The 26,205-nt window shown below is 43.6% G+C and carries 23 protein-coding genes and 2 tRNA genes; 24 read left to right on the top strand and 1 reads right to left on the bottom strand.

All coding sequences use genetic code 11. The annotated features are described in order from the left end of the window. The first annotated feature begins 73 nt into the window (after positions 1-73). On the top strand, positions 74-349 hold the full coding sequence (locus QPK24_RS17755) for a DUF5665 domain-containing protein (RefSeq protein WP_407083032.1): 276 nt from the start codon (positions 74-76) through the stop codon (positions 347-349). Position 350: 1 nt separating this feature from the next. Here QPK24_RS17755 and QPK24_RS17750 read toward each other — a convergent pair whose 3' ends face one another. After that, positions 351-1,085, bottom strand: coding sequence for a TraR/DksA C4-type zinc finger protein (locus QPK24_RS17750; protein WP_285749408.1), 735 nt, complete (start codon positions 1,083-1,085; stop codon positions 351-353). A gap of 232 nt (positions 1,086-1,317) precedes the next feature. Here QPK24_RS17750 and lspA point away from each other — a divergent pair, with 232 nt between their 5' ends. The 23 genes from lspA to QPK24_RS17635 all read left to right on the top strand — a co-directional run bounded on the left by lspA (position 1,318) and on the right by QPK24_RS17635 (position 26,169). Then, positions 1,318-1,818 (top strand): signal peptidase II, encoded by a 501-nt coding sequence (gene lspA / locus QPK24_RS17745; protein ID WP_285743412.1) that lies wholly within the window; start codon positions 1,318-1,320, stop codon positions 1,816-1,818. Positions 1,819-1,820: 2 nt separating this feature from the next. Beyond that, complete coding sequence (locus QPK24_RS17740; RefSeq protein WP_285743409.1) at positions 1,821-2,762, top strand: RluA family pseudouridine synthase; 942 nt, start codon at positions 1,821-1,823, stop codon at positions 2,760-2,762. Between the two features lie 268 nt (positions 2,763-3,030). Then, entirely contained in the window at positions 3,031-4,284 is a 1,254-nt protein-coding gene (locus QPK24_RS17735; RefSeq protein WP_285743407.1) for an LL-diaminopimelate aminotransferase, read from the top strand. Between the two features lie 847 nt (positions 4,285-5,131). Next, positions 5,132-5,686 (top strand): bifunctional pyr operon transcriptional regulator/uracil phosphoribosyltransferase PyrR, encoded by a 555-nt coding sequence (pyrR, locus tag QPK24_RS17730; RefSeq protein ID WP_160034257.1) that lies wholly within the window; start codon positions 5,132-5,134, stop codon positions 5,684-5,686. Next, a complete protein-coding gene (locus QPK24_RS17725; protein WP_285743405.1) occupies positions 5,683-6,597 on the top strand; it encodes an aspartate carbamoyltransferase catalytic subunit in 915 nt (304 codons plus the stop codon). Before pyrR ends, QPK24_RS17725 begins: the two co-directional genes overlap by 4 nt. A 115-nt stretch (positions 6,598-6,712) precedes the next feature. Beyond that, entirely contained in the window at positions 6,713-8,035 is a 1,323-nt protein-coding gene (locus QPK24_RS17720; protein WP_285743404.1) for a dihydroorotase, read from the top strand. 101 nt (positions 8,036-8,136) lie between these two features. Then, the gene (carA, locus tag QPK24_RS17715; RefSeq protein WP_285743402.1) at positions 8,137-9,279 is read left to right on the top strand and encodes a glutamine-hydrolyzing carbamoyl-phosphate synthase small subunit; all 1,143 of its coding nucleotides are present in this window, start codon (positions 8,137-8,139) and stop codon (positions 9,277-9,279) included. Between the two features lies 1 nt (position 9,280). Continuing rightward, entirely contained in the window at positions 9,281-12,499 is a 3,219-nt protein-coding gene (carB, locus tag QPK24_RS17710; RefSeq protein WP_285743400.1) for a carbamoyl-phosphate synthase large subunit, read from the top strand. Between the two features lie 123 nt (positions 12,500-12,622). Then, positions 12,623-13,357 (top strand): orotidine-5'-phosphate decarboxylase, encoded by a 735-nt coding sequence (gene pyrF / locus QPK24_RS17705; protein ID WP_285743397.1) that lies wholly within the window; start codon positions 12,623-12,625, stop codon positions 13,355-13,357. After that, positions 13,354-13,992 carry an orotate phosphoribosyltransferase gene (pyrE, locus tag QPK24_RS17700; protein WP_285743395.1) on the top strand — a complete coding sequence of 213 codons (639 nt, stop codon included), beginning with the start codon at positions 13,354-13,356 and terminating at the stop codon, positions 13,990-13,992. Before pyrF ends, pyrE begins: the two co-directional genes overlap by 4 nt. A gap of 489 nt (positions 13,993-14,481) precedes the next feature. Then, the gene (locus QPK24_RS17695) at positions 14,482-15,213 is read left to right on the top strand and encodes an ABC transporter ATP-binding protein (protein ID WP_407083031.1); all 732 of its coding nucleotides are present in this window, start codon (positions 14,482-14,484) and stop codon (positions 15,211-15,213) included. Continuing rightward, complete coding sequence (locus QPK24_RS17690) at positions 15,176-16,282, top strand: permuted SH3 domain-containing protein (protein ID WP_285743391.1); 1,107 nt, start codon at positions 15,176-15,178, stop codon at positions 16,280-16,282. Before QPK24_RS17695 ends, QPK24_RS17690 begins: the two co-directional genes overlap by 38 nt. Next, positions 16,282-19,200, top strand: coding sequence for an ABC transporter permease (locus tag QPK24_RS17685; RefSeq protein WP_285743389.1), 2,919 nt, complete (start codon positions 16,282-16,284; stop codon positions 19,198-19,200). The genes QPK24_RS17690 and QPK24_RS17685 overlap by 1 nt, the downstream gene beginning before the upstream one ends. A gap of 1 nt (position 19,201) precedes the next feature. Continuing rightward, a complete protein-coding gene (locus QPK24_RS17680) occupies positions 19,202-20,056 on the top strand; it encodes an ABC transporter ATP-binding protein (protein WP_160034277.1) in 855 nt (284 codons plus the stop codon). A gap of 22 nt (positions 20,057-20,078) precedes the next feature. After that, complete coding sequence (locus QPK24_RS17675; RefSeq protein WP_285743384.1) at positions 20,079-21,548, top strand: ABC transporter substrate-binding protein; 1,470 nt, start codon at positions 20,079-20,081, stop codon at positions 21,546-21,548. A gap of 26 nt (positions 21,549-21,574) precedes the next feature. Beyond that, the gene (locus QPK24_RS17670; RefSeq protein ID WP_285743383.1) at positions 21,575-21,712 is read left to right on the top strand and encodes a hypothetical protein; all 138 of its coding nucleotides are present in this window, start codon (positions 21,575-21,577) and stop codon (positions 21,710-21,712) included. Positions 21,713-21,894: 182 nt separating this feature from the next. Further along, positions 21,895-22,059 (top strand): hypothetical protein, encoded by a 165-nt coding sequence (locus QPK24_RS17665; protein ID WP_191798927.1) that lies wholly within the window; start codon positions 21,895-21,897, stop codon positions 22,057-22,059. A 68-nt stretch (positions 22,060-22,127) separates the two neighbouring features. Next, positions 22,128-22,201: transfer RNA gene (locus QPK24_RS17660), tRNA-Met, on the top strand. Between the two features lie 56 nt (positions 22,202-22,257). Beyond that, a tRNA-Ile gene (locus tag QPK24_RS17655) sits at positions 22,258-22,331 on the top strand. A 163-nt stretch (positions 22,332-22,494) separates the two neighbouring features. After that, a complete protein-coding gene (locus QPK24_RS17650) occupies positions 22,495-23,232 on the top strand; it encodes a restriction endonuclease (RefSeq protein WP_285743380.1) in 738 nt (245 codons plus the stop codon). A 68-nt stretch (positions 23,233-23,300) separates the two neighbouring features. Beyond that, positions 23,301-23,885 (top strand): PulJ/GspJ family protein, encoded by a 585-nt coding sequence (locus QPK24_RS17645; RefSeq protein WP_285743378.1) that lies wholly within the window; start codon positions 23,301-23,303, stop codon positions 23,883-23,885. After that, complete coding sequence (locus QPK24_RS17640; protein ID WP_285743376.1) at positions 23,866-24,426, top strand: pilus assembly FimT family protein; 561 nt, start codon at positions 23,866-23,868, stop codon at positions 24,424-24,426. Before QPK24_RS17645 ends, QPK24_RS17640 begins: the two co-directional genes overlap by 20 nt. A gap of 12 nt (positions 24,427-24,438) precedes the next feature. Next, entirely contained in the window at positions 24,439-26,169 is a 1,731-nt protein-coding gene (locus tag QPK24_RS17635) for a hypothetical protein (protein WP_285743374.1), read from the top strand. The last annotated feature ends 36 nt before the right edge of the window (positions 26,170-26,205 follow it).

Here is a 26,205-nt window from a genome sequence, read left to right as displayed (position 1 = left end):
AGACCATTTAGCGATGACAACAAATCAGAAAGCATCAGATGAAATCAAAGAACTTGAAGGGCAAATTAATGAGATGCACGGGTTGTTACAAAAATTAGCTTCGAGCCTTGAGAAGTCAAGGATTGCTGATTATACGCAGCTCTTGTATAGACCAGCGCGACTCATCTGGCTTAATATTCTTTCAGGTACAGCAAGAGGAGTTGGAATAGCGATTGGCTTCACCTTTTTTGCAGCAACGATCATCTATCTCCTTCAGTTGCTTGGAGCGTTAAATCTCCCCATTATTGGAGACTACATTGCAGATATCGTACGTATTGTTCAAAGACAATTAGAACTCGATACGCTGTGATTTAATCGTCACTCGGAAGAACATCAGGGGCAAGAATGTTCATTCCTTCGTCATCCTCAAGGTATTTACGATATTGGTTATTTCTTAGAACATATACATTTTCTCCATAGATATCGGTTGCGAGAAAGCTTTCGTAAGCTTCCACACATCCATCAATTTCTTCCGATGCTTCAATGTACATCGCATTGTAATCATCGACGTTATTGCTTTCTGCCAGAGCGGGACTATTAGAGTTTCCCCAGCTCTCAACGATTTGCCAGGCATCTTCGCCGTCAAAACCATTCTGAGTATCCTTCTCGTCCAGGCTTGTTCTGCCAAATGGAGGGGTAAGGAACTCTTCTTCGACTGGGCGATCATTAGAAACGACAGTTTCTGGAGCATGTTCTCTACAATAAATGGTATAGGGTACAGCTTCTAGCCGTTCATAAGGAATTGGCTTACTGCATACAGCACATACGCCGTAGTCACCTTTTTCCATAAGGGCTAATGCAGAGTCAATGCGCTCAAGCATAAATTCATCATGTTCGTTTAAGGAGATGTCTTTTGCTCGTTCGAACATTTCAGTAGCTACATCTCCGGGATGATTATCAATCGTGGAAAGTTCTCCTGCTTGATAACGCATGGAACCGCTAAGGCCATAGTGATCATTGGTTTTTTCACGGTGCTGAATATCTTGTTTTCGCTCAAGAAGCTGCTTGCGCAAATCTTCCATCTCTTGCTTGCTAAGATGCGTCATGGGCATGAATGCTCCTTTACTTGTTACTGGCTGGTGTAGTATTAAAATTGCACTGTCTTGGTGTCTGTATAGAGTGCGCAAAAAGCAAAGGTTTTAGAGAAGGTGTATTTTGCATAATGGGACTGAACTCTCTCTATCACTTCAAATAGACGCTGTTCCAGCGGGTGTGCTACAATAAATAAGGCATTACCCATCGAATGGTAAAAGACAAGAACGGAGTGACAAAAACACGGTGATCTATTACGTTATTGCTTTGATTGTTTTTATGGTGGATCAAGGAAGTAAGTGGCTCGTCAAAACCAATATGGATTTGGGCCAACAAATTTCGGTGATTGGAGACTTTTTCTACATTACTTCTCACCGTAACCGGGGAGCGGCTTTCGGTATTCTCCAAGATCAGCGTTGGTTTTTTATTGTAGTAACCATTATTGTGGTAGTCGCACTCGTTTGGTATATCCAAAAAATTAAATCCCAGCCTGATAAATTGCTCCCACTGGCATTATCTTTAGTTCTTGCAGGAGCTATTGGTAACTTTTTGGATCGCCTGCTAATGGGTGAAGTCGTTGATTTCTTTAAATTTAATTTTGGAAGCTATACGTTTCCGATTTTTAACGTTGCCGATTCTGCGATTGTAGTGGGGGTAGCTCTTATTATCTTGGACACACTACTTGAATCAAGAAGAGAAAAGCGGCGTGAAGATCAACAAGTAGGTCAACAAGAAGGGAAGGAATAAAGATGACAGATCGGTCCGAACAAGAATCGGCTCAAGACATCCAGGAGTGGACCGTCACTGCTGATTATGCAAAGGAACGAATTGATAAATATATTGCGGAGAGCATGGATGGTGTTTCCCGTTCTCAGGTTCAATTGTGGATTGCAGACGGTCATGTTACCGTAAATGGTGCAAAGGTAAAGTCAAACTATAAGCTCAGTGAAGGAGATAACATTACGGTTATCGTCCCAGAGCCGGCAGCAGTAGAAATCGTTCCTGAAAACATTCCGCTGCAAGTGGTATATGAAGATGCAAGCGTCATTGTAGTGAACAAACAAAGAGGACTTGTTGTTCACCCGGCACCGGGTCATACTTCTGGAACACTGGTGAATGCACTTATGTATCATTGTAAAGATTTGTCCGGTATTAACGGCGAACTTCGTCCGGGAATTGTCCACCGAATTGATAAAGATACCTCAGGTCTCCTTATGGCTGCCAAGAATGATAAGGCGCATGCCTCGCTTGCTGCTCAGCTGAAAGAGCATAGTGTCAATCGTCGTTATATTGCACTGGTACATGGTCATGTACAGCATGATCAGGGAACCGTGGATGCTCCAATTGGGCGTGACACAAATGACCGTAAAATGTTTACCGTAACTGATCGCAATAGCAAAGAAGCAGTAACGCATTTTACTGTATTAGAACGTCTTGGCGACTATACCCTGCTTGAATTGAAGCTGGAGACAGGACGTACGCATCAGATCAGGGTACACATGAAGTTTATTGGCCATCCTCTCGTCGGTGATCCCATGTATGGACGGAATAAAGGGATAAAAATGAATGGCCAAGCACTTCATGCTCAGACGCTTGGTTTTGTTCATCCAGATACAGGAGAACAGATGGAATTCACGGCTCCACTTCCGCAAGATATGGAAGATGTGCTTGCTTCTTTGCGAAGCAGGTAGCTTATTTTTACAGTTTAGAATCAGTTCATTCAGAGTGTCGCTTTAAGCGGCGCTCTTTTTTGTGTTTTATTGATAATTAATGGTGCTTTCGTGCAAACTAAATGAAGCGCTTAGAACGTATAATATTGGGTATATAGGGTTATAAGCGTAACTTAGCATAAAATGATAGTGCAAATGATCGGATGTATAGTCCATGGTTTTAACGAGCAGAATCCTTCATATTTATACATGGAGATATTCGTTACACAAGGAGATGAAGATACGCGATATGAGTACTAATAAATATCAAGAAACTTTCATTCAAACGAGTTTTGCCGATCGAATCGGCGGTGCGAACTATGGTAAAGACACAAACATTTATAAATTTGAAAAAATAAAACGAGCAAAACAAGCAGCAAAAAAGGACTTTCCAAATATTGAACTCATTGACCTTGGGGTTGGTGAACCAGATGAGATGGCAGATGCAGGGATTGTTGCAAAGCTTGCGGAAGAAGCTGCAAAGGCCGAAAACCGTGGTTACGCGGATAACGGGATTCCTGAATTTAAAGAAGCTGCGTCTAAATACTTAGAAGAAGTTTTTGGGGTAAAAGGAATTGATCCTGTATCTGAAGTCGTACATTCCATTGGCTCAAAACCGGCCCTGGCTATGATCCCTTCTGTATTCATTAATCCTGGGGATGTTGCGATCTTAACTGTACCTGGATATCCTGTTCTCGGAACTCACACCAAGTATCTTGGCGGAGAAGTGTACAACGTACAACTCACCAAAGAAAACAACTTCTTACCGGACCTAGCGTCGATTCCAGAGGAAATTGCTCACCGAGCGAAGCTGCTTTATTTGAATTATCCGAATAACCCAACAGGGGCAAGTGCCACTGCGGAATTTTTTACAGAGGTTGTAGCATGGGCTAAAAAATACAACGTAATCGTTGTACATGATGCTCCTTATGCGGCACTTACGTATGATGGTCTGAATCCGCTGAGTTTCTTATCCGTGCCTGGTGCGAAGGATGTGGGCGTTGAGCTTCACTCCTTGTCCAAATCCTATAACATGACAGGGTGGCGTATTGGTTTTGTTGCGGGTAACCCACTTATTGTCAAAGCATTCAGCGATGTAAAGGATAACAATGATTCGGGTCAGTTTATAGCGATTCAAAAAGCGGCAGCGTATGGATTGTCCCATCCGGAAATCACAGAAAAGATTGCAGAGAAATATTCTCGCCGTCATGACATGCTGGTGGATACTCTTACTGAACTTGGATTTAGAGCGGAAAAGCCAAAAGGATCTTTCTTTTTATATGTTGAAGCTCCAAAGGGGATCAAAGGCGGACGTCGTTTTGAAACAGGAGAAGACTTCTCTCAGTTCCTGATCCGCGAGAAGCTAATCTCCACTGTACCTTGGGATGATGCAGGTCATTTTGTACGTTTCTCCGTTACATTTGAAGCGAAAGGCGAAGCTGAGGAGAGACGGGTGATGGAAGAGATCAAACGTCGTTTAAGCGACGTGGAGTTTGAATTTTAATAGGAACCGTTTTTAGTCATAGTTAAAAAATGAGGACGCAACCTTTCGGTTGTGTCCTTTTTTCATGTGATCATGAGCCGCAGAAGTTTCATAAATGATTTATGTGAAACGTTTCACAGTATTGTAAAGTTTAGCACGACAAAAGGAAAAATTTCAGGATACAATAAAGTTATTAAATAAAGAGGGGGACGTTACTCATGGCGTTTATTGCAATGGTCGCGTTGATTATGGTCTTAGGGTTCACTGGAATTACTTTTCTCTTTAGACGATTGGCGAAAGACGATCACTAATAAATTTGGAACCAACCATAAATGGAACTTAAATAGTTAAATAAATAATCAAGTGAATATGGAACAAAAATAAATGTAAAGGACCTGGCACTGTCAGGTCCTTTTTTTATGGAGAAAAGAAAAGGTGGATATTTATACATAATTAACGTATAATTATAGAAAATATAGCTATTGAAATGCATAATGACAGGTGTCTGATGTATAAACGATTGTGCTGAAACCCTTTTATCAATTAAGGTGTTGACAGAGGATAAGCTATCTGTCATAATTCATGTCAATGAAGATTTGTTTGAAATTGGTTAATCCTGAGAGGTTAACATTCAGACAAATACATGAATAGCACCTTTAAATCAGTCCCGTGAGACTGGCAAGGTAACGTGATTGGACCCGTTCAAAGCTGCGGCTTTTGTTTCGGATGTCCTTTAGAGCTTAATGACCCGGCGTACGCCTGCCGCGGTTATAAGACTCCTTGCCATGATTTTACGGCAGGGAGTCTTTTTTTATCTCTTCACGGGACCACTGGTAAAAGGGAAATCCAGAGGAGGTTCGTAAAGCACATGAGTAATGAAGCACATGTCATTATGGATGAGATTGGAATCCGCAGAGCACTAACAAGGATTGCACATGAAATTTTAGAGAAAAACAAAGGGATTGATGACTGCATTCTTGTTGGAATTCGGACCAGAGGAGTTTACCTCGCCGAACGAATTGCAGCGAAGATCGAAGAGATTGAAGGAAAGAAAGTCCCTTGTATCGATTTGGATGTTACTCCTTACCGTGATGATCGGGGTACGGAGGGTAGCAAGAAGAACGAAGAAATTCAGAAACAGTTAAAAGAAGTCACTCACAATAAAAAAGTAATTTTGTTTGATGATGTATTATACACAGGCCGAACCATAAGAGCGGCAATGGACGCACTGATGGATAGTGGACGTCCGCAAATGATACAGCTTGCTGTACTGGCAGATCGGGGTCACCGGGAACTCCCTGTAAGACCTGATTTTATCGGTAAAAACATTCCTTCCTCTCGTTCGGAACTCATCGATGTAGCTCTGAAAGAAGTTGACGGCGTTGATCAAGTCACCATTCAGAACCGGAGGGAAGAAGGATGACAGTTACAGCGAAGAGTGTGAAAGAGCGGAGTTTACTCGGTTTAAAAGATCTAAGTGTTAGTGAAATAGAATCCATTCTGAGCCGGGCAGCCTACTTCGATGCACAGGCGGAGAAGCTGAATCCGATTCTAGCTTCAAAGTTTGTAGCCAACATGTTTTTCGAGAACAGTACACGAACTCGTTTTTCATTCGAAATGGCAGAAAAAAGACTGGGTGCTGAAGTGCTGAATTTTGCGGCAGCAGCCTCAAGCGTCGAAAAAGGAGAATCGATCTACGATACGGTACGCACACTCGAATCTATGGGGATCGATGCCGGTGTTATACGGTTAAAACCGGAAGGCGTCTTGCAAGAGATTGCTCAGAAAGTGAAAGTGCCTCTTATTAATGCAGGGGACGGAAATAACGAACACCCAACTCAAGCACTTCTTGATCTATACACAATGCGACAAACTTTCGGTGAACTTCGCGGCTTGAACGTATCCATTATTGGAGACATCAAACATAGTAGAGTAGCCCGTTCAAATCTATATGCACTGCAAAAATTCGGAGCGAAAGTCAGCTTCTGCGCACCAAACAGCATGAAAGCTCCGGAACTAGAATCACTTGCTCCTTATATCACTCTTGATGAAGCGCTTAAGGCAGATGTTGTGATGTTGCTGCGTGTTCAGCTAGAGCGTCATGATAAAGGAATTGATATGAAAGCGGATGAATATCGCCAAAATTACGGACTCACGGAAGAACGAGCTGCTAAACTGAGTCCGAAAACGATCATCATGCACCCTGCTCCAGTTAACCGGAATGTAGAGATTGACGATGCGGTTGTAGAAAGTCCGGCTTCCCGAATTTTCCCGCAAATGTCAAATGGAGTTCCCATCCGCATGGCAGTGATGGAAAGAGCTTTGATTTTATAATAGTAAAATTCGAAAAAAGTTGGGCATTTGTTAACCCTTACAGTAGTCAAAACATACAATTTAAACATAATGTCCGTTGTTACGATAAAACGGTACCGGAGCGGAGGATATAACCATGTTACAAATGATTAAAAATGCAAGTGTACTGAATAAGGCTGGGGAACTCGAACAAAAGAACATTATCATATCCGAAGGAAAGATTTTGAGTATACATGATGTGAACGCGGGCTTCTCCCTATTTGTTGAAGAAGGAACGAACCCTAGCGATGTAAACATAGAAGAGATTGATGTAGAAGGAAAATTAGTAGTTCCGGGTTTAATCGATATGCACGTACATTTGAGAGAACCAGGATTTGAACATAAAGAAACAATTGAGTCCGGCGGCCGTTCTGCTGTAAAAGGTGGCTTTACGACAATCGCTTGTATGCCAAACACGAGACCTGTAACAGACGATCCCGAAACCGTACAACTCGTACTTAATAAAGCAAAAGAAGCAAATCTTGCGAAAGTACTTCCTTACGCTGCGATTACCATAAACGAACTGGGTCGTGAACTGACTGATTTTGATGCACTCAAAGCAGCGGGTGCAATCGGATTCACTGATGACGGTGTTGGCGTACAAAGTGCACAAATGATGAAAGATGCGATGAAAAAAGCAGCAGCGATGGATATGCCCGTTATTGCTCACTGTGAAGACAACTCCTTGGTAGAAGGTGCTTGTGTAGCAGAAGGCGCTTTTGCCGAGAAACATGGCCTAAAAGGCATTCCGAATGAGTCTGAAGCGATTCATGTTGGACGTGATATCTTACTAGCTGAAGCAACAGGTGTACATTATCATGTCTGCCATGTGAGTACGGAGCAATCAGTTCGACTGATCCGTGAAGCGAAGAAGATCGGAATTAAAGTAACTGCTGAGGTTTGTCCACACCATCTGATTCTGGCAGATGAAGACATCCCAGGTCTTGATGCAAATTGGAAAATGAACCCTCCACTGCGCTCGCGCCGTGATGTAGAAGCATGTATCGAAGGTCTTGAGGACGGCACAATCGATATTATCGTTACAGATCACGCACCGCACAGTGAAGAAGAAAAAGCAAAAGGAATGGAGCTTGCACCATTTGGTATTGTTGGTTTTGAAACAGCATTCCCGCTGCTCTATACCAAGTTTGTGGCAACAGGAAAATGGAGTTTGTCCTTCCTGGTAGAGAAAATGACGACTGAACCAGCTCGGGTATTCCGCCTTGATACAGGACGTTTGGAAGAAGGAGCACCAGCGGATATCACGGTCATTGACCTTAATACGGAGCGCGCTGTTGATCCAACCGAGTTCGCTACAAAAGGACGTAACACACCATTTACAGGATGGGAACTTAAGGGCTGGCCTGTAATGACTTTTGTAGACGGGAAAAAGGTATATTCTGATTCAACGTTAAGCTAGCAATAAACGATTACAACTAACAACGGTTTTCTGAACTTTTATATAGAAGCTTATCGATAATACCAAAATTGAGTCAAGACAACATTAAGGAGTGAAATTGGATGCAGGCACAAGCAAGATTGTTACTAGAAGACGGCACATTGTTCACCGGAAGATCTTTCGGTGCAGAGGGTGAAACAACAGGTGAAGTCGTTTTTAATACAGGTATCACAGGCTACCAAGAGGTGCTGTCTGATCCTTCTTACTGCGGACAAATCGTAACGATGACTTATCCGCTGATCGGAAACTACGGGATCACACGTGATGATTTTGAATCCATTCGTCCTTATGTACATGGCTTTGTTACTCGCCGCCACGAACCGGTACCGAGTAACTGGCGTGCAGAATGCAGTGTTGATGATCTTTTGAAAGAGTATGGAATTGTAGGAATCAGCGATATCGATACACGGATGTTAACACGCCGTATTCGTCATCACGGAACAATGAAAGGAATTTTGACAACAGGTTCGAAGCCGGTTGAAGAACTTCTAGAAATGATGAAAGATACGACGATAGAAGAACTACGCAATCAGGTGCCGCTCACATCAACTAAACACGTATACAGCAGCCCAGGTACAGGAGAGCGAATCGTAGTTGTAGACTATGGGGCGAAAACAGGTATCCTGCGCGAATTGAATAAACGCGGCTGTGACGTAGTGGTCGTACCGCACGATACGACGGCTGATGAAATTCGGAAACTGAATCCAGACGGCATTCAGCTATCCAACGGCCCTGGGGACCCGAAAGACGTTCCTCATGCGGTAGAGATGATCTCCGAATTGCTTGGCGAATATCCAATCTTCGGGATCTGCCTTGGTCACCAGTTGTTTGCGCTGGCAGCCGGTGCGGATACAGAAAGACTAAAATTTGGTCACCGCGGTGGTAACCATCCGGTCAAAGATTTAGAAACAGGCCGCTGCTATATTACATCTCAAAATCATGGATATACCGTAAATGAAGAGTCAATAAAAGGTACGGACCTGATTGTTACACATATTAACAATAATGATAAATCCATTGAAGGATTAAAACATAAAGAATATCCGGCATTTACAGTACAGTACCATCCAGAAGCAGCACCAGGACCGGAAGATAATTCTTACTTGTTCGACCGCTTCATTGATATGATTCGTGAACACAAACTTAACCATCCGAAAAAAGCGCGCCAAGCCGTACTTGCCGCAGCAGTGAAGGGAGCACGTTAACATGCCGAAAAATACAGACCTCAAAAAAATCCTTGTTATTGGCTCCGGTCCGATCGTAATCGGTCAGGCAGCAGAGTTTGATTATGCAGGAACGCAAGCATGTCAAGCGCTTAAAGAAGAAGGCGTGGAAGTTGTTCTCATTAACAGTAACCCTGCAACGATCATGACAGACACCAATATGGCAGATAAAGTATATATCGAGCCGATTACGCTTGATTTTGTAACGCAAATCATTCGTCAAGAGCGTCCCGATGGACTTCTTCCAACGCTTGGCGGTCAAACGGGTCTTAACATGGCGGTTGAATTGGCGCGCGCTGGAGTGCTGGAGAGCGAAAATGTAAAACTTCTGGGTACACAGCTGACTTCTATTGAAAAAGCAGAAGATCGTGACTTGTTCCGTGAATTGATGCGTGAACTAGAACAACCAGTACCTGAAAGTGTCATCGTAACAACGCTTAATGAAGCTCTCGATTTTGCAAATGAGATTGGTTATCCAATTATTGTTCGTCCTGCATATACGCTTGGTGGAACAGGCGGCGGAATCTGTGCAACAGAAGAAGAACTTCGTGAGATCGTTGCTTCTGGACTTCGCTACAGCCCAATCGGACAATGTTTGGTCGAGAAAAGTATCGCGGGTATGAAAGAAGTAGAATATGAAGTTATGCGTGATGCGAATGACAACTGTATCGTTGTATGTAATATGGAGAACTTTGACCCAGTTGGTGTACATACGGGAGACAGTATCGTTGTGGCACCGAGCCAAACACTCTCGGATCGTGAGTATCAGATGCTGCGTACGGCATCACTCAAAATCATCCGCGCGCTCAATATCGAAGGCGGTTGTAACGTTCAGTTTGCCCTAGACCCACAAAGCTTTCAGTACTATGTTATTGAAGTAAATCCACGTGTAAGCCGCTCTTCCGCTCTGGCATCTAAAGCTACGGGTTATCCAATTGCGAAGATGGCAGCTAAAATTGCAATGGGCTACACACTGGATGAAATTATTAACCCTGTAACGGGTCAAACGTATGCATTCTTCGAGCCGACGCTGGATTATATCGTAAGCAAGATTCCACGCTGGCCATTTGATAAATTTGTATCTGCGAACCGTAAACTGGGAACACAGATGAAAGCAACGGGCGAAGTAATGGCCATTGGCCGTACTTTTGAAGAATCGATTCACAAAGCAGTTCGTTCGCTTGAAATCGGAGCACACCGTATTCATTTGAAAGATGCAGGTCAGCTTGAAGACGAAGTGCTGAGAGCACGTCTGATCAAGCCGGACGATGAGCGTATGTTCCTTGTAGCGGAAGCATTCCGCCGCGGTTACTCTTTACAAGAGATTCAGGATCTTACCAAGATTGACTGGTGGTTCCTTGACAAAATCGAAGGAATTATCAAATTTGAAGATCAAATTCGTTCCGAAAAAGAGCTAAGCAAAGAAATGCTCTATCAAGCAAAACGAATGGGCTTCACAGATCGTTCCATTGCCGAGATTCGCGCCGAAGGACAGCCGGGCGAGGCATTCACTACAGAGAAGGAAGTTCGCGAGATGCGTGAAAGAATGCAGCTGCGCCCTGTATACAAAATGGTAGATACATGTGCTGCTGAATTTGAAGCTTCTACACCGTACTACTACTCTAGTTACGAAACAGAGAATGAAGTCATTCCATCTGCAAAAGAGAAAATCGTGGTACTTGGTTCCGGTCCAATCCGAATCGGTCAAGGAATTGAGTTCGACTACTCTACCGTACATGCCGTATGGGCGATTCAGAATGCTGGATATGAAGCGGTTATTATTAACAATAACCCAGAGACAGTATCCACGGACTTCAATACATCTGATCGTCTCTACTTTGAGCCTTTGTTCTTCGAAGATGTAATGAATGTAATTGAACAAGAAAAACCAATCGGTGTTATTGTACAGTTCGGTGGCCAAACCGCAATTAACCTGGCTGCACCGCTTGCAGCGGCAGGCGTCAAAATCCTGGGTACAGATCTTGCTAGCATTGATGAAGCAGAAGATCGTAAGAAATTCGAAGCGCTTCTATCTAGACTTGATATTGCACAGCCACTCGGTAAAACAGTTACAACAGTAGATGACGCTGTAGTCACTGCACAAAGTATTGGCTACCCTGTACTGGTTCGTCCTTCTTATGTCCTTGGGGGACGTGCAATGGAAATCGTCTACTCTGACAGTGAACTGCTGAGCTATATGGAACAAGCAGTGAAAATCAATCCTGATCACCCAGTATTGATTGACCGCTATATGCTTGGCAAAGAGGTCGAAGTTGATGCAATCTGTGATGGAGAAACAGTTCTCATTCCAGGGATCATGGAGCATGTAGAACGCGCAGGGGTTCACTCCGGTGACTCAATAGCGGTATACCCTCCGCAGCATCTGGAACCGCATTTGAAAGAAAAAGTGGTGAGCATCACGATCAATATTGCAAAAGAACTGAAAACCATTGGACTGGTAAATATCCAGTTCGTCATCTACAAAGATGATGTATACGTGATTGAAGTGAATCCTAGATCTTCTAGAACGGTACCGTTCCTGAGCAAAGTAACAGGCATTCCAATGGCTAACCTAGCTACACAAGCCATCCTTGGTAAAAAGCTAGCGGATCAAGGTTATGTAGATGGTCTGTGGCCGGAAAGCGAGCATGTATCGGTAAAAGTACCGGTGTTCTCTTTTGCGAAACTCCGCCGAGTGGAACCTACGCTTGGACCTGAGATGAAATCAACGGGTGAAGTAATGGGCCGTGATGTTCAGTATGCAAAAGCACTTTATAAAGGTTTGATCGGTGCAGGAATGAAGATTCCTTCTTCCGGTGCAATTATTGCAACCGTAGCTGACAAGGATAAAGACGAAGCAGTTTCACTGCTGGGCGGATTCTTTAAGCTAGGTTACAAAATTATCGCTACAGGCGGTACGGCTGCAGCCCTTGAAGAAGCAGGTATCCCTGTCCAAACCGTGAATAAGCTTAGCGAAGGTACGCCGAACATTCTTGATATGATCCGTACGGGCGAAGCAAACTTTGTCTTTAATACACTGACTAAGGGTAAAACGCCGCAGCGTGATGGATTCCGGATCCGCCGTGAAGCGGTAGAGAACGGTGTGGTATGTATGACTTCCTTGGATACTGTTCGTGCACTCCTGCAAATGCTGGAGACGATTAACTTCTCCTCGGAATCCATGCCGACTTTTAGCCGCTAATTACGCATAGATTCTAGTGAATTTTACAGTAGGACATCGGTCAGCCCATAACTTGCTTGGGCTGGACTTGATGTCCTTTATCACGGATAAGGAAGAAATAACGTTAGCGAAGGAGTAGGGCTCATGACACCTGAATATAAACAAATGGCTGGACGCTTGATGGTTGCTCTGGATTATCCAAACGCAGATGCAGCAAGAGAGTTGGTAGAAAAACTGAAGGGTATTCCTTGCTATATGAAAGTTGGGATGCAGCTGTTTTACACAGCAGGACCTGAATTTGTTAGAGAACTCAAAGAAAAAGGATATTCTGTATTTCTAGACGTGAAAATGCATGATATTCCTAACACCGTTCGCGGAGGTTCCCACAGTGTAACTAGGCTTGGTGTAGATATGTTTAACGTGCATGCCGGAGGCGGATCTGCTATGATGCGTGCCGCACTAGAAGGTGCTAAACAGGCAGCAGAAGAGGAAAATATAGCGCTGCCTACCATTATTGCTGTGACTCAGCTGACGAGCACAGATCAGCAAACGATGAATGATGAGATCGGTATTCCTGGACAAGTTCAGAATACTGTTGTAAGGTATGCACAGCTTGCTAAGGAAGCAGGACTGCACGGTGTAGTGGCATCTCCTCTCGAAGCAGGAAGTACTCACGAAGCGTGCGGGGCAGATTTTATTACGGTAACCCCGGGAATTAGACCGCGCGGCAGTGCAGCAGGCGATCAGTCCCGAGTAACTACACCGCAAGAAGCTATCGCTGGCGGAACTCAGTTTATTGTGGTCGGAAGACCCATTACAGCAGCAACGGATCCAAGAGCAGCAGCAGAACAAATTATTGAGGAGATGATGAACGCATGACAACGACAACAATCGCAGAAAAAATAGCATCCGCTCTACTAAGTATTAAGGCTGTAGCTTTACGCCCAAATGATCCATTTACTTGGACTTCCGGTATTAAGTCTCCCATCTATTGCGACAATCGCCTGACCATGTCTTATCCAGAAATCCGTGATCTCATTGCTGAATCCTTCGCCGCTCTCATCCGTGAGCAGTATCCGGAGACAGAAGTGATTGCGGGTACCGCAACCGCAGGTATTCCTCATGCAGCTTTTGTTGCTCAGAAATTGGGTCTGCCTATGATCTATATTCGCGATAAAGCGAAAGGACATGGCAAAGAGAATCAAATCGAAGGGCTTGTAAAAGAAGGTCAAAAAGTGATTGTTATTGAGGATCTCATCTCAACAGGTGGAAGTTCCATCAAAGCTGCGCAAGCAGTTCAGCAATCCGGCGCTGAGGTTCTGGCTGTACTTGCCATCTTCAGTTACCAGCTAGACCGGGCAGTGAATGGCTTTGAGGAAGCAGGAATTGCGCTTCAAACCTTGTCTAACTATTCTGCTCTCATTGATGTAGCTCTTCGTGAAGGAGCCATTGCAGAAGGAGATATCGCTCTTCTCCATTCTTGGAGAGAGAACCCTGCGGCGTTTGGTGTATAGGTAAATCCATTTCATCATAATTCTAGTTTACTTTAATCAAGGGTATATGGATCGGAAGGGTTTCGTTCATCTAAATGAAGATATGAAATTGAATAAAATATAATTATAGTATGAGAAAAGAGAGTGGTTCCTCTTAAAAGGGGAGACACTCTCTTTTTGTTGTGAAGATAACTTCACTAAAGCAGTAATCTGACTTTTTACCAGCAATAGCTTCGAATCCACAGTGTTTGATAAACCTGAATATAAAAATATCTTTAAAAGGTTGTAACTTCTTCCTCATTTATGTCGTTTATAATGCGAGATAGAAATATTTGTAAGTAAAGTATATTAATTTCCTTATTGAAGCAGGGGGGAGTTACGATTCGAATACCCTTTCGAAAAGCCAAAGAAGAACGTAAATCAACAGTGGATGTGGCAGAGAGGATAGCTCTAGAGGAGCAGGTTGATATAGAAGATGAGCCTGGAATAGTACAAGAATTAGAACAAGAGATATTACAAGAAGTAGAACATGAGGCATTACAAGAAGCAGATCAAGAAGTAATTCCTAAAGGTCCTGTGCTGCAGGTTCAAGAGGTACACCGTAGTTTCGAAACTGGTGGAAGAGCGATACATGTGCTTAAAGGAATTAATATGGAAGTGCAGCCGCAGCAACTCGTTATGCTGAAAGGTCGTTCAGGTTCAGGAAAGACAACCCTTCTTAATATGCTTGGAGGACTGGACCAGCCGACAAGCGGGGAGATCTATTTTGACGGAAGAGCTTTTCATGAAGCAGGAGATGCTGCTCGCACCCGGATGAGAAGACAGGAGATTGGTTTTATCTTTCAGGCGTATGCCCTCATGCCCCTGTTGTCAGCTTGGGAGAATGTAGAACTGTCACTTCGTATGGCAGGTGTTCCTAAGGGGGAATGGAACCAGCGTGTCGCTTACTGTCTTGATATGGTGGGTCTTACAAAACGAGCGAAACACAGGCCGTTTGAATTATCAGGCGGGGAACAGCAGCGTGTTGCCATTGCCAAAGCAATTGCACATCGGCCTAAACTGCTGCTGGCTGATGAACCAACTGCTGAGCTGGATTCCAAAATGGGAGCCCAGATTATGGCCGTGTTCCAGAAAATTATTGCCACAGAAGAAGTTAGTATTTGTATGACGACACATGATCCTACGATTTTGGAGGTTGCAGACCATGTTTACGAGATGGTGGACGGCAAATTTATTACATAAAAAGCACCTGCCTAGAGCGGGTAAACGATGGACCCAGTATGTTTTGATCGGAACCCTAAGCCTGTCGTTGACCGGTTGCTCCTTACTTCCGGCTGAGCCGGAAGAGGAAGTGCTGCCGCCGATTACACCGCCGACGATTTCCAAGAAACCCGAATATGAAGTGAGAACCGAAACCATTGAGACAAAAGTGTCCGCTTCTGGCAAACTGATGAGTCAGCGAGAGGAAAAGGCGTATTTTACACTTGATGGCATGCATGTGAAGGAACTCTACGTGAAGCCCGGGGATAAGGTGAAGGCGGGACAGCAAATTGCGGTGCTCGATGTGGAAGAGCTGAACAAACAAATTCGTCAAAAGAAATTGCAGATTCGCAAATCCGAAGTGCAAATGAAAGAGACCCTTCGTAAAAAAGAGGAAATGGACCCTGTGGAGTACGAAGAAGCGGTCATTACTTTTGAAGAACAAAGACAGGAACTTTCGGACCTTGAGGAACAAGTCGGTAAGTCTACACTTGGGGCACCTTTTAGCGGCACGGTACTTAGCGTTGAAGTTGAAAAAGGAGCAGCGGTAAAAGCGTATGACCCGATTGCTACGATTGCGGATACAGCTAATCTGGTTGTTGCCGCCACTTTTGCGAAGCAGGATCTTGAAGTGATTGCTGCAGGTATGAAGGCAGAGGTGGATATTAACGGAGCTGGTGTACATCAGGGTACGATTAAAGTGATGCCGGTGAATCTGGGATCAGATTCGAATGGAGGAAATAATGGAGGAGAGGGTAAACCTCCTGCACAAGACTCGCTAGATACATACGTTATTGTTGAGATGGATAAATGGCCTAAGGGACTAAACAGAGGTACTCCGCTTACGGTAAGTGTCGTAACGAAGCGCAAAGAGGATGCCGTACTGATTCCCATCTCAGCTCTTCGCTCTATTGGTTCAAGAACGTATGTCCAAGTGGTAGAAGCGGATGGGAGTAAACGAGAAGTGGATGTAGAAGCAGGACAGCAGACATCCACCGATGTGGAGATTCTCAAAGGGCTTACACCAGGGCAGAAGGTGGTTGGAAGGTAATGAAAGGTATCCCCTTGTTACGATTATTGTCTCGCAAAATGTGGAATACGCGCTGGCTGACGTTAAGTACCTTGATTGGTCTTATTGTGGCTGTTGGCTTCACGGTGAGCATTCCGATGTATGCTGATGGCGCACTAAAGCGTGTTGTTGCACAGTCCCTTGAGGATGAGAGCAGCGGTATGCCGGCCGGTTCACTGCTTATGAGTTATCAAGCTCCCGGCGGTACCAAAACAGATCTTAGGTCACTTGAGGATGTAGATCGATTCATTCAGCAGGATATTCCTGCAAAGATCGGATTTGATTACAGCACCTATGTTAATATCAGATCCATTCGAAGTACGGAGGTCAGCCCAGAAGATCCGGAAAAAGTAGATGCAAGCCGAATTCGTACCATGACACTCGGGTCAATGAATGATCTCAAAAATCATGTCACGATGAATCAAGGTGTACTTCCCGGAAATCAGGCTCAGGGTGATCTTATTGAAGCCGTCATGCTGGAAGAAGGGATGTACCGAAATGATCTGCATGTGGGAGACATCATGGAGTATCCCGTATACAGCGGTCTAGATCTTACCCTTCGAGTCAAGATTGTGGGTGCATTTACCCCCGATGATACAGCTGATCCATACTGGGTTCAGGGTTTTGAAGGAATGATGAATGGATTTTATGTAGATCCTGGCTTATTTAATACGTATCTTCTTGCAGACCAAAACGTGCCGATACAAACATCAAAATGGTACTACGTTTTTGATCTGAGTCAGATTAAAACAAGTCAGCTTCCTTCCTTAAGCAGTACACTAGAGCGTCTTGATATTGAACTTTATCAGAAGCTAAAGGACACAAAAGTGGATATTTCTTTTGGAGATTTACTTGCTAATTTTCGAAAACAAAGCTTACAGCTCCAAACGATGCTTTTTACACTAGCGGTGCCCATGATTGCGATGGTTTTTTATTTTATCGTGATGAATGCTAGACAGTCTCTGCAAAAGCAGGAAAGTGATATCGCTGTTCTTCGCAGCCGCGGGGCATCCGCCAAGCAGATCGTCATTTTATATTTACTGGAGGGCATCGTCCTAGGAGCAATTGCGATGGTAGCGGGACCTTTTCTCGGCTGGTTTATGGCAAAAAGCATCGGCTCAGCAAGTGGATTTCTGTCCTTTGTTGATCGTAAATCAATCCCAATCGGAATCACACAAGATGCAATTCTTCTTGGCGCCATTGCTGTTATTGCTTCGATTATTGCTTCGGTTATTCCCGCCATGGGATATGCCCGGTCGACAATTGTTGATGCTAAACGCAGGCAAGCAAGAAGTGATAGAAAACCTTTTTGGCAGCGTTGGTATATGGATATTTTATTGCTGGGTCTTGCGGGTTACGGCTACTACCTGTTCTACGAAAGGCAGATGCTGACTTTTCAAACCGGGATGACCACAGATCAGCTTCAAGTACAGCCGTTTTTATTCTTTGTTCCAGCACTTTTCATTTTTGCAGCAGGATTATTCTTCTTACGTATCTTCCCTTGGATTCTCAGATTCTTCAGCTGGATAGGGCGTAAAGTTTTCCCGGTACCTATCTACCTTACGCTAACACAGCTTTCTCGCTCCTCTTCTTCTTATTACCCGCTTATGATCTTGCTCGTACTTACTTTGGGTCTTGGTGTATATAATGCTTCTGCTGCGAGGACGATCGACCTTAACTCTACGGAACGTACTCTGTACCGGTATGGAACGGATGTTGTGATGCAGACGGTATGGGAAGGAACCGCAGAGATGTTACCAAGCACCGGCGGAAATGCAGGGAATGGGGGAGGTTCTGGATCCCCAGGTACTGGAGGAGGAAACCCAGGTGCAGGAGGCGGGGGGAACCCTGGCGGTGGAGCTGGAGGCGGCGGCGGCTCGGGTTCACCTGCTCCAAGTAAAATAATATACTCAGAACCTCCTTTTGAAGTTTTTCGCCAGCTGCCTGGTGTAGAACATGCGGCGAGAGTGCTGCAGACCAAGGGAAATGTAGTCGTATCTGGTAAATCGGCAGGCCAAGGCATGGTCGTGGGCATCGATAACGTTGATTTTGCAGAGGTTGCTTGGTTTCGTAATGATTTGTTCCCCGCGCATCCGAATAAATATCTAGACCTGCTGGGTCATTATGAGGGAGCGGTCATCATTCCTTCCGGGTTTGCTGCAAAATATCAGCTGGAAAGTGGAGATGTACTATCGATTGCCTTGCAGGAACAGATGATAGATTTTGTTGTTTTTGGCATACTGCCCTACTGGCCGGCGCAGTATCCGGATGAGACGCCCTTTTTTATAACTAATCTAGATTATATCTACGATCAAGTTCCTATGATGCCATACGAAGTGTGGCTCAAAATGGAACCTGATGCGCTGGTTGCACCGCTCATTGAGAGACTTGGCAAAGATGGTATCGAGCTGTCATCGGTAAAAGATGTACGGACTGAACTTGTCGCTGAAGGTAAACATCCTTCAAGAGGAGGGGTATTTGGAATTCTTAGTCTCGGATTCTTGGTATCCATCTTGATTTCACTTATTGGATATGTGCTGTATTGGTTCTTTAACTTATCTGGCCGTGTTGTTCAGTTTGGGGTACTCCGCGCCATGGGTCTGCCTCGAGCACAGCTCAGCGGGATGTTGTTACTAGAACAGATTTTTACCGCAGGATTATCGATTGTACTCGGAATTGGGATCGGTGAACTCGCAAGTCGGTTATTTTTACCGTTTCTCCAGACTACAGATAATGTGAAACAGCAAGTACCTCCATTTCGAATTGTTTTTGAACAAAGTGACACGCTTCAGTTGTACGCAGTGACGCTTGTAATGCTGCTGATTGGTGCAGGAATGCTGCTGTGGCAAATTCGGAGACTGAAGGTGCATCAAGCCGTCAAAATGGGAGAGGAGCGGTAAGATGATCCACTGTGAAGGTCTTGTCAAAATTTATAAATCAAGTGAAGTGGAAGTGGTTGCCTTGCAAGGACTCAACCTCACGGTTGAGGATGGAGAAATGATGGCGATCATTGGGAACAGCGGAAGCGGGAAATCTACGCTTTTAAATATTTTAGGCGGGCTAGATCGCCCTTCTGCTGGAACTGCTGTTGTTGGTGATTGGGACCTGCTCAAGATGACAGAACCTCAGCTCGTCGAATATAAACGTCATACCGTCGGATTTATATGGCAGAATAACGGCCGCAACTTACTTCCATACATGACAGCGCTCGAGAATGTGGAGACACCGATGATGCTTGGCGGTAAATATGACCGGGCTTATGCCAAACAGCTGCTGGAGTGGGTAGGTCTTAAAGATCGCATGCATTCAAGGCTTTATCAACTGTCTGGCGGGGAACAGCAGAGGGTTGCGATTGCGATCTCCTTATCTAATAAGCCAAAATTGCTGCTTGCAGATGAACCTACTGGTTCGGTAGACAGCGAGACGAGTGACCGTATTATGGATATTTTTCGCAAAATGAACCGGGAACTTGGGATTAGCATTGTCATTGTTACACATGATCTAGAACTCGCGAACAAAGTGGACCGGATTGTTGCTATTCGGGATGGACTAACGAGTACCGAATTTGTGAAACGAAATGCTAGTCTTGATACGGAACGCGTTCCAGGCAGTAAAGAGGTACATGAGGCATTTGTTATCATTGATCGCGCTGGAAGACTGCAGGTACCAAGAGAATACTTAGAGGCACTATCCATCGATGAGCGGGCTACACTTGAATTTGATGGGGAGCGCATCGTCATTACGCAGCCGAAGTAACTATAGAGAGGAAGATTTTCTAATGAAAAAGAGGTCTTTGTTAGCTCGTCCTGTTGTGACATTACTTACTTGTATGACACTGGTGGCACCGGCAATTGCGGGCTGTACAGCTGCCGAACCATCACAGCAGCAAGAGCGAGTATTGCGATTGGGAACGCTATATGGAAGTAATGATGATTCCTATTTCCGTCAGCAGTATACGGACGTGTTTGAAGTGTTAAACGATAATATAACGATTGAGATTGTACCTGCCATTGATCAGACCGAGTATCAGTACTATGATTACACACAAAAGGAACAGCCCGAACAGCCGGATCAACTTGAATCCGTGAAAAAGATGCTGACCGGGGATAATCCAGTAGACATTATTATTGGCGATGTAAGTACAATGAAGTCCTTGGTTCAGGAAAATATGCTCAAGCAGCTAGATCCCCTCATTGCCGAAGATAAATTTGATACAAGTGATATTGTACCGACAGTCCTGGACGGAATTAAGGATATAGGTGATAACAGTATCTATGCGCTAACTCCGACATTCTCTTCTTCTGCTTTATTTTATAACAAGGCGATTTTTCAGAAAGCAGGCGTAGAACCGCCCGTTGATGGATCCACGTGGGATGACATTTTTGATAAAGCGCGCCGTGTTACTAGTGGAGAAGGGAAAGACCAAATTTATGGGATATCCTTAAATCAATGGGGAAGTGATGCGTTCTATGATGCGCAGACCTATGCAGCTCCTCTGCAATTGCGTACTTACGACGATAAGGCAGAGAAGATGACAGTGGATAATGATTCATGGGAAAAAGTATGGTCAACCATCTCAAAGCTTTCTCGAGACAAAGTTTTAGCAGGGCAAGATGCGATGAACAATAACTCGGGGTCACCTGAGGAATTTAATCCATTCCAAGGCAACTTGTTTATGGAAGGCCGTACTGCGATGGTTATCGCTGATTATGGTTATGTAACCCGTCTAATCAATGATAATAAGTATGCAGAGAAGAACGAGAAATTTAATCCTATTGATTGGGATGTCGTGACTCCGCCTGTACATCAAGAGAAACCTGGTGTTGGCGGCAACGTCTATCTCAGTAATTTAATGGCCATCAACAGCAGCGCTCAGAATCCAGATGACGCATGGGAATTTATTAAATTTCTAAATGGTGAAGAATGGGCAAAGATAAGAGCCAGAAGCAGTTACGAACTTGTGTCTCGGAAGAGTTATATCAAGCCAAAAGAAGGTTTGGATTATAATATCGGCGCATTTTATACCCTTAAACCAACTCCACCGGTTAATATGAATCAATACCAGCTGTATCAAAAAATGCCGAATCTGTGGCAAGTTGATCAAGTAGGACAGAAATATTTTAAACAAGTAATGGATAACAAAAAGACACCAAAAGAAGCGCTGGCAGAATGGCAAAAAGAAGGGAACGAAATGTTGCTTAAGCTTCAAAAAGATCCAAAGGCCTCTTTTGAAGATAAATTGCAATAGGGAGCATCTAGGAGAGATTACTTACCATGCTTATTATGAAGTGGGTTCGGAAATTGCTGGTTTGGCTATTGTGGGTGTTACTAATCGTGTTATTCCTTGTTAATCTCGTTATCTTGATTGCGATCGTGTTGTTGGCCATTGCAGATTTTAAGGGAGCGTTATAGAAGGGCAAAAACGTATTGCTATGAATATGTGTTTGAATATTTGATCTAGATTTATAGCTCTGAGTAACAGCAATTTGGCTGCTGCTCAGAGTTTTTTTATAGAGGGGGTTATTTCATATGAAAAAAGGGTATCCTGCTAATGCAGCTTTAAAATAGAGTAGTGTTAAAGGAAGATGACTCGGTTGAACTGGATCTATTATGCTAGACTATATGTCTCAAAGTTCCAGGCAGGATGTCTGGCTAAACGGATGGAGCAAGACGGATGGATTTACGGTCATGATGATCCTAAGCAGGTTGAAGTATATCAATCTCGTAAAGGAAAATATGGTGTTCGATTTATTCCGTAAAAGGCCTTGACATTTCTATTACACATCGTGTATATTATTAGAGGTCGCTGTTTTAATTAACTAATTGACGCGGGGTGGAGCAGCTCGGTAGCTCGTCGGGCTCATAACCCGAAGGTCGCAGGTTCAAATCCTGCCCCCGCAATTGAAGTACCTACAGCGCTTCATTAACAATTACTAGATGTGTAATTGAAATGATCAGGGCCCTTAGCTCAGTTGGTTAGAGCGGTCGGCTCATAACCGATTGGTCGGGGGTTCGAGTCCCTCAGGGCCCATTATGAAGAAAAAGACCTCTTGCATTTTTGCAAGAGGTCTTTTTCTTTTTTTTATTTTAATATAGTGCATATGATTCTATTGGAATATGTCTTTAGTAGCAGGAATTTAGTCCTATATGTCGAATATTTATCTAGATTCAAAGAAAGACGGAGGACTTTTATAATGGCTAGACGCAAAAGTAAAGTAAAAAAGCGGGAGGAGCTTATTCAGTCAACCTTTCTATTTGTGATCATTGTAACGGGTTTTGGTACCTTTGTGATGACAAAATCAGTTTATTTATCTATCGTGATAAGCCTTATATCTCTAGGTATTCTTATTGCTGTTTTAATTAATATTAAGTATCAGAGAATCAGACGACTCAAACGCTCAGGAATAGAGGATATTGATCAGATGGATGGGATTCAGTTCGAGAAATATCTAAGTCATCTGTTTGCTGCTCAGGGCTATAAGACTCAGGTTACGAAAGCTGCTGGGGATTATGGGGCTGACCTGATTTTAGAGAAAGCGGGAAGGAAGATTGTTGTCCAAGCTAAGCGTTACCGTAATAATGTAGGGATCAAAGCGGTACAGGAAGCTCAGGCTGCTATCGCTCATTACGGGGCGGCAGAGGCATGGGTAGTAACGAGTAGTGATTATACGGAGGCTGCACGTAACCTCGCTAATTCGAATCGAGTGAAATTAATTAACCGAGATAGGTTAATAGAGATGATCCTGGTAATGAAGAACAAGGGAGAGAAATTCCCAGAACCAAGCGAAGTAATTACGGATGCTCCAACCAAGGAATTTACGTGCCCAAGGTGTGGAAATCATCTAGTACTGCGAAACAGTTCTAGAGGTTCTTTTTATGGCTGCAGCCGTTTTCCAAAATGTCGATATATAAAGAAACATGAAGCAATATGAAAGAAGTATTACATAATTTCCTTGTAACTCGAAAGCAGATTGCTAAAGATCGTGAGGGATCTTCGTCCTTGAAAGCACAAATTCAGAAAGAGCAGGGTTTTACATTGGTGGAAGTGCTTGCAGCTACTATTATTTTATCTATTGTTTCTCTCGTTGTTTTCTCCTATTTTATGAATGCACATTCCTATGCTAAATCAAATCAGAATAAGACAGTCATGGTGAATTTAGCGCGTAATGCATTGGTTTATTTGGAGAAGCAGGATTTTACGAAGATGGATGCATACTTCAAATCAGATAAAGAGGGATCGCCGATTATAAAAGGGAGTTCCTGCACCCAGGTAACGGAGTGTAAGTATAATTCTTTATTCAGGAATGCTCACACTCTACCAGAGGTATTGAATCCAAAGGTGAATAATGTGCAGTATGAGCTTGTTATTTCTTATCAGTCGAAGCTTCATCAGCAATTAAAGGATGGTACTAGAATTAAAAGTTTGGAACTTGGCGGTGGTATGGATTCGTCGCAAGACGGTGAATCATTAGCGGGTTATTTACTGCCTGTGAAAGTTACTGTTACGGGGCCTGGTGGTCCAAGGGGACATAGAAACGAAGCCGTAGTGGAGGGCTATATTACAGATGAAAAAATCAGAAGATAACCAGCATCTAGATGCGGGGTTTACCCTTATTGAGTTAATTGCGGCCATAACCATTTTCACGATTCTTGTTGGACTGATTTCGGTTATTACTTTCTCTGGATTTCGTGAATATCACCGCATAACTACCGAGAATGCACTGCGGGATGAGGGTGATCTCATCATGTCGTCCATTATGACGGAACTATATACCTTTGCTCCCGAATCTATCGAAAATAGTAAGGACGGTATCATTCTTAGCAGAGGACAAGCAGGTAATTCAGAACACCGAGAAATTGCCATCCGAGAAGGAAAGCTAGTGATAGAAGAATATACATCAAAAGCAATTTTAGCTGAAGAGGAAGAATACATATCTAGTACATCTGCTACTTCAATACAAGCCGTACTTGATCAGTCCACTATTGTGGCAAAAACGGCTGATGAAAGGCTTTGTCAAAACGATGCCTACTGCGAGACTGGGCTTATCTATATCAAACTTGTACTGCAAAGACAGGAGAATGACCGGGATTATTCGCTTGAACTAGAGAGTAAATTTGGATTTTAGGAGAACAAGCACATGTTTAATTTTAATAAGATAGCTCGGATCTTTTCAGTGAAAGCAAAGAAAATGGTGGTAAAGGCTTCTGCTGGTGAACACGGTTCTGCGCTGGTACTCGTTATGTTTATTGCCCTCTTGCTTACCATTCTCGGGACTGCTGTATTAAGTGCCGCGGTCGGAGGTGCTCAGCGGGCAGAGACGAGAGAAAATGATGTACAAAGTTTACATCTCGCAGAAAAAACACTGGAAGAAGTCATAGCTGGTATAACTTCTAATTTGCAGTCGATTGTCACTAAAAGTATAGATGGTACTCAAGAAAAATTAGAACGTGATGTGGACCTCTATCTATCTGGTTTAGAGCAAGGGTCTTATAAAGACCTTATGACCAGTACAGAGCTGACAAATGCAACAGGTAAGCTGCTTCAACTGGATTATAAAAAAGTAAGTTACCAACAACAGGCAGCGGCCTATCACGTGACGTTAACCGTTGAAGCAGAGGTAAATGGTGTTCAGCGTGAACTCACGCAAGAAGTCATTTATGATACCTACCCTGACTTTCTGAAATACACTTTAGGTTCAGAAAACGATTTAACTATTAATGGTTCTCCTTATATTCAGGGGAATATTTATGCAGGGAATAATCTGAGGATCGGGGATAAGGCGAAATATTATTATCAGTCGAGGGATGTACAAACATTGTTCTCGTCTCCTCTTCAGCTGGATGGAGAAGCACATATTCAATCACTTAAACAAGTCTTATACACTTTGAACGATACTACAAAAAGCGCCGAAGAATGGCTTAGCGAAGGAGCAAGCAGCCAATTCATTATCCCTGAGAAACAGCTGCGCGTTCGAAATCATCGCAAGTTCGTACAGCTGAATGTGAGGGAGTCTTTTGTCGATAAAGTTATCGAGTCTTTAAAAAACTCAGCAATTGACAGATCACTTATTCGAAAACACATCAATAATCATACGTTAGGTGAGTTTCTACGGAATTATCCTGTATTATATGATGCGCCAGATCAAATCCCAACAAAACCCGGTATTCCTGAACAATCAGATAAACCAGAAGATCAGCATGCTTGGGCTTATTACAGAAACCAGATCGAGCGTTTTACGAAACCGGACAAGTCTTTTATTTACCACGGTGATCTAACCTATGATGGTGTAGAGCTAGGAGGAATTGAATACGAGTCTAAAAGTGATCATTGGTTTGTTGTAGACGGGGATTTGACAATTAATAATTATAAGGACACGCCTATCATGATAAAGGCCAATATGCTAGTTACGGGAAAATTGCAGATTAGAGGTAATGTTCAGCTTGATTCTACTATATATGTTTTAGGTCCATCAGGAGGAGAGGGATATGCTACGCTTGTGGAAGATGCCGCGATTAGCGGTTCTGGGGTAGTGATGTCAGAAGGCGCAGTACTTATTAACCGGCTGGATGCTTTTCAGAGTAAAACAGAAGTAATACAAGCTTTTTTCTATACCGATTCAACAGCGGAGCTCTATGGGGTAGGTTCAATCCTTTCTTTAAGCGGCGGTTTCTTTGCCAAAGGAGATCTTACGGTCAACGCAGTACGTGGAGAGACGTTTGCTGGAAATGGGGTCATTCAAATTACGCCAGGGACCAACTTAGTTCGGTTTTCGGCCAGGTATAATGAAGAAGTATACAAGCAGCAGCAGAAGGGTCTTCCAAGGGTTAATCAGATGAGTGTTCAAGTGGGGCCAATCAAATTGAATTAAATATTTGTAATTAAGCGAAAAATAACCCGTGCAGGG

Source organism: Paenibacillus polygoni, assembly GCF_030263935.1.
GTDB lineage: Bacteria > Bacillota > Bacilli > Paenibacillales > Paenibacillaceae > Paenibacillus > Paenibacillus polygoni.
The sequence above is the reverse complement of the archived record's forward strand: the minus strand, read 5'-3'. Positions and strand labels throughout refer to the sequence as shown.

What these genes read in the sequence shown, in the direction of transcription:
- QPK24_RS17755 (WP_407083032.1), top strand. Translation starts at nt 74, where the DNA reads ATGCACGGGTTGTTACAAAAATTAGCTTCGAGCCTTGAGAAGTCAAGG.
- QPK24_RS17750 (WP_285749408.1), bottom strand. Translation starts at nt 1,085, where the DNA reads ATGACGCATCTTAGCAAGCAAGAGATGGAAGATTTGCGCAAGCAGCTT.
- QPK24_RS17740 (WP_285743409.1), top strand. Translation starts at nt 1,821, where the DNA reads ATGACAGATCGGTCCGAACAAGAATCGGCTCAAGACATCCAGGAGTGG.
- QPK24_RS17735 (WP_285743407.1), top strand. Translation starts at nt 3,031, where the DNA reads ATGAGTACTAATAAATATCAAGAAACTTTCATTCAAACGAGTTTTGCC.
- pyrR (WP_160034257.1), top strand. Translation starts at nt 5,132, where the DNA reads ATGAGTAATGAAGCACATGTCATTATGGATGAGATTGGAATCCGCAGA.
- QPK24_RS17725 (WP_285743405.1), top strand. Translation starts at nt 5,683, where the DNA reads ATGACAGTTACAGCGAAGAGTGTGAAAGAGCGGAGTTTACTCGGTTTA.
- QPK24_RS17720 (WP_285743404.1), top strand. Translation starts at nt 6,713, where the DNA reads ATGTTACAAATGATTAAAAATGCAAGTGTACTGAATAAGGCTGGGGAA.
- carA (WP_285743402.1), top strand. Translation starts at nt 8,137, where the DNA reads ATGCAGGCACAAGCAAGATTGTTACTAGAAGACGGCACATTGTTCACC.
- carB (WP_285743400.1), top strand. Translation starts at nt 9,281, where the DNA reads ATGCCGAAAAATACAGACCTCAAAAAAATCCTTGTTATTGGCTCCGGT.
- pyrF (WP_285743397.1), top strand. Translation starts at nt 12,623, where the DNA reads ATGACACCTGAATATAAACAAATGGCTGGACGCTTGATGGTTGCTCTG.
- pyrE (WP_285743395.1), top strand. Translation starts at nt 13,354, where the DNA reads ATGACAACGACAACAATCGCAGAAAAAATAGCATCCGCTCTACTAAGT.
- QPK24_RS17690 (WP_285743391.1), top strand. Translation starts at nt 15,176, where the DNA reads ATGTTTACGAGATGGTGGACGGCAAATTTATTACATAAAAAGCACCTG.
- QPK24_RS17685 (WP_285743389.1), top strand. Translation starts at nt 16,282, where the DNA reads ATGAAAGGTATCCCCTTGTTACGATTATTGTCTCGCAAAATGTGGAAT.
- QPK24_RS17680 (WP_160034277.1), top strand. Translation starts at nt 19,202, where the DNA reads ATGATCCACTGTGAAGGTCTTGTCAAAATTTATAAATCAAGTGAAGTG.
- QPK24_RS17675 (WP_285743384.1), top strand. Translation starts at nt 20,079, where the DNA reads ATGAAAAAGAGGTCTTTGTTAGCTCGTCCTGTTGTGACATTACTTACT.
- QPK24_RS17670 (WP_285743383.1), top strand. Translation starts at nt 21,575, where the DNA reads ATGCTTATTATGAAGTGGGTTCGGAAATTGCTGGTTTGGCTATTGTGG.
- QPK24_RS17650 (WP_285743380.1), top strand. Translation starts at nt 22,495, where the DNA reads ATGGCTAGACGCAAAAGTAAAGTAAAAAAGCGGGAGGAGCTTATTCAG.
- QPK24_RS17640 (WP_285743376.1), top strand. Translation starts at nt 23,866, where the DNA reads ATGAAAAAATCAGAAGATAACCAGCATCTAGATGCGGGGTTTACCCTT.
- QPK24_RS17635 (WP_285743374.1), top strand. Translation starts at nt 24,439, where the DNA reads ATGTTTAATTTTAATAAGATAGCTCGGATCTTTTCAGTGAAAGCAAAG.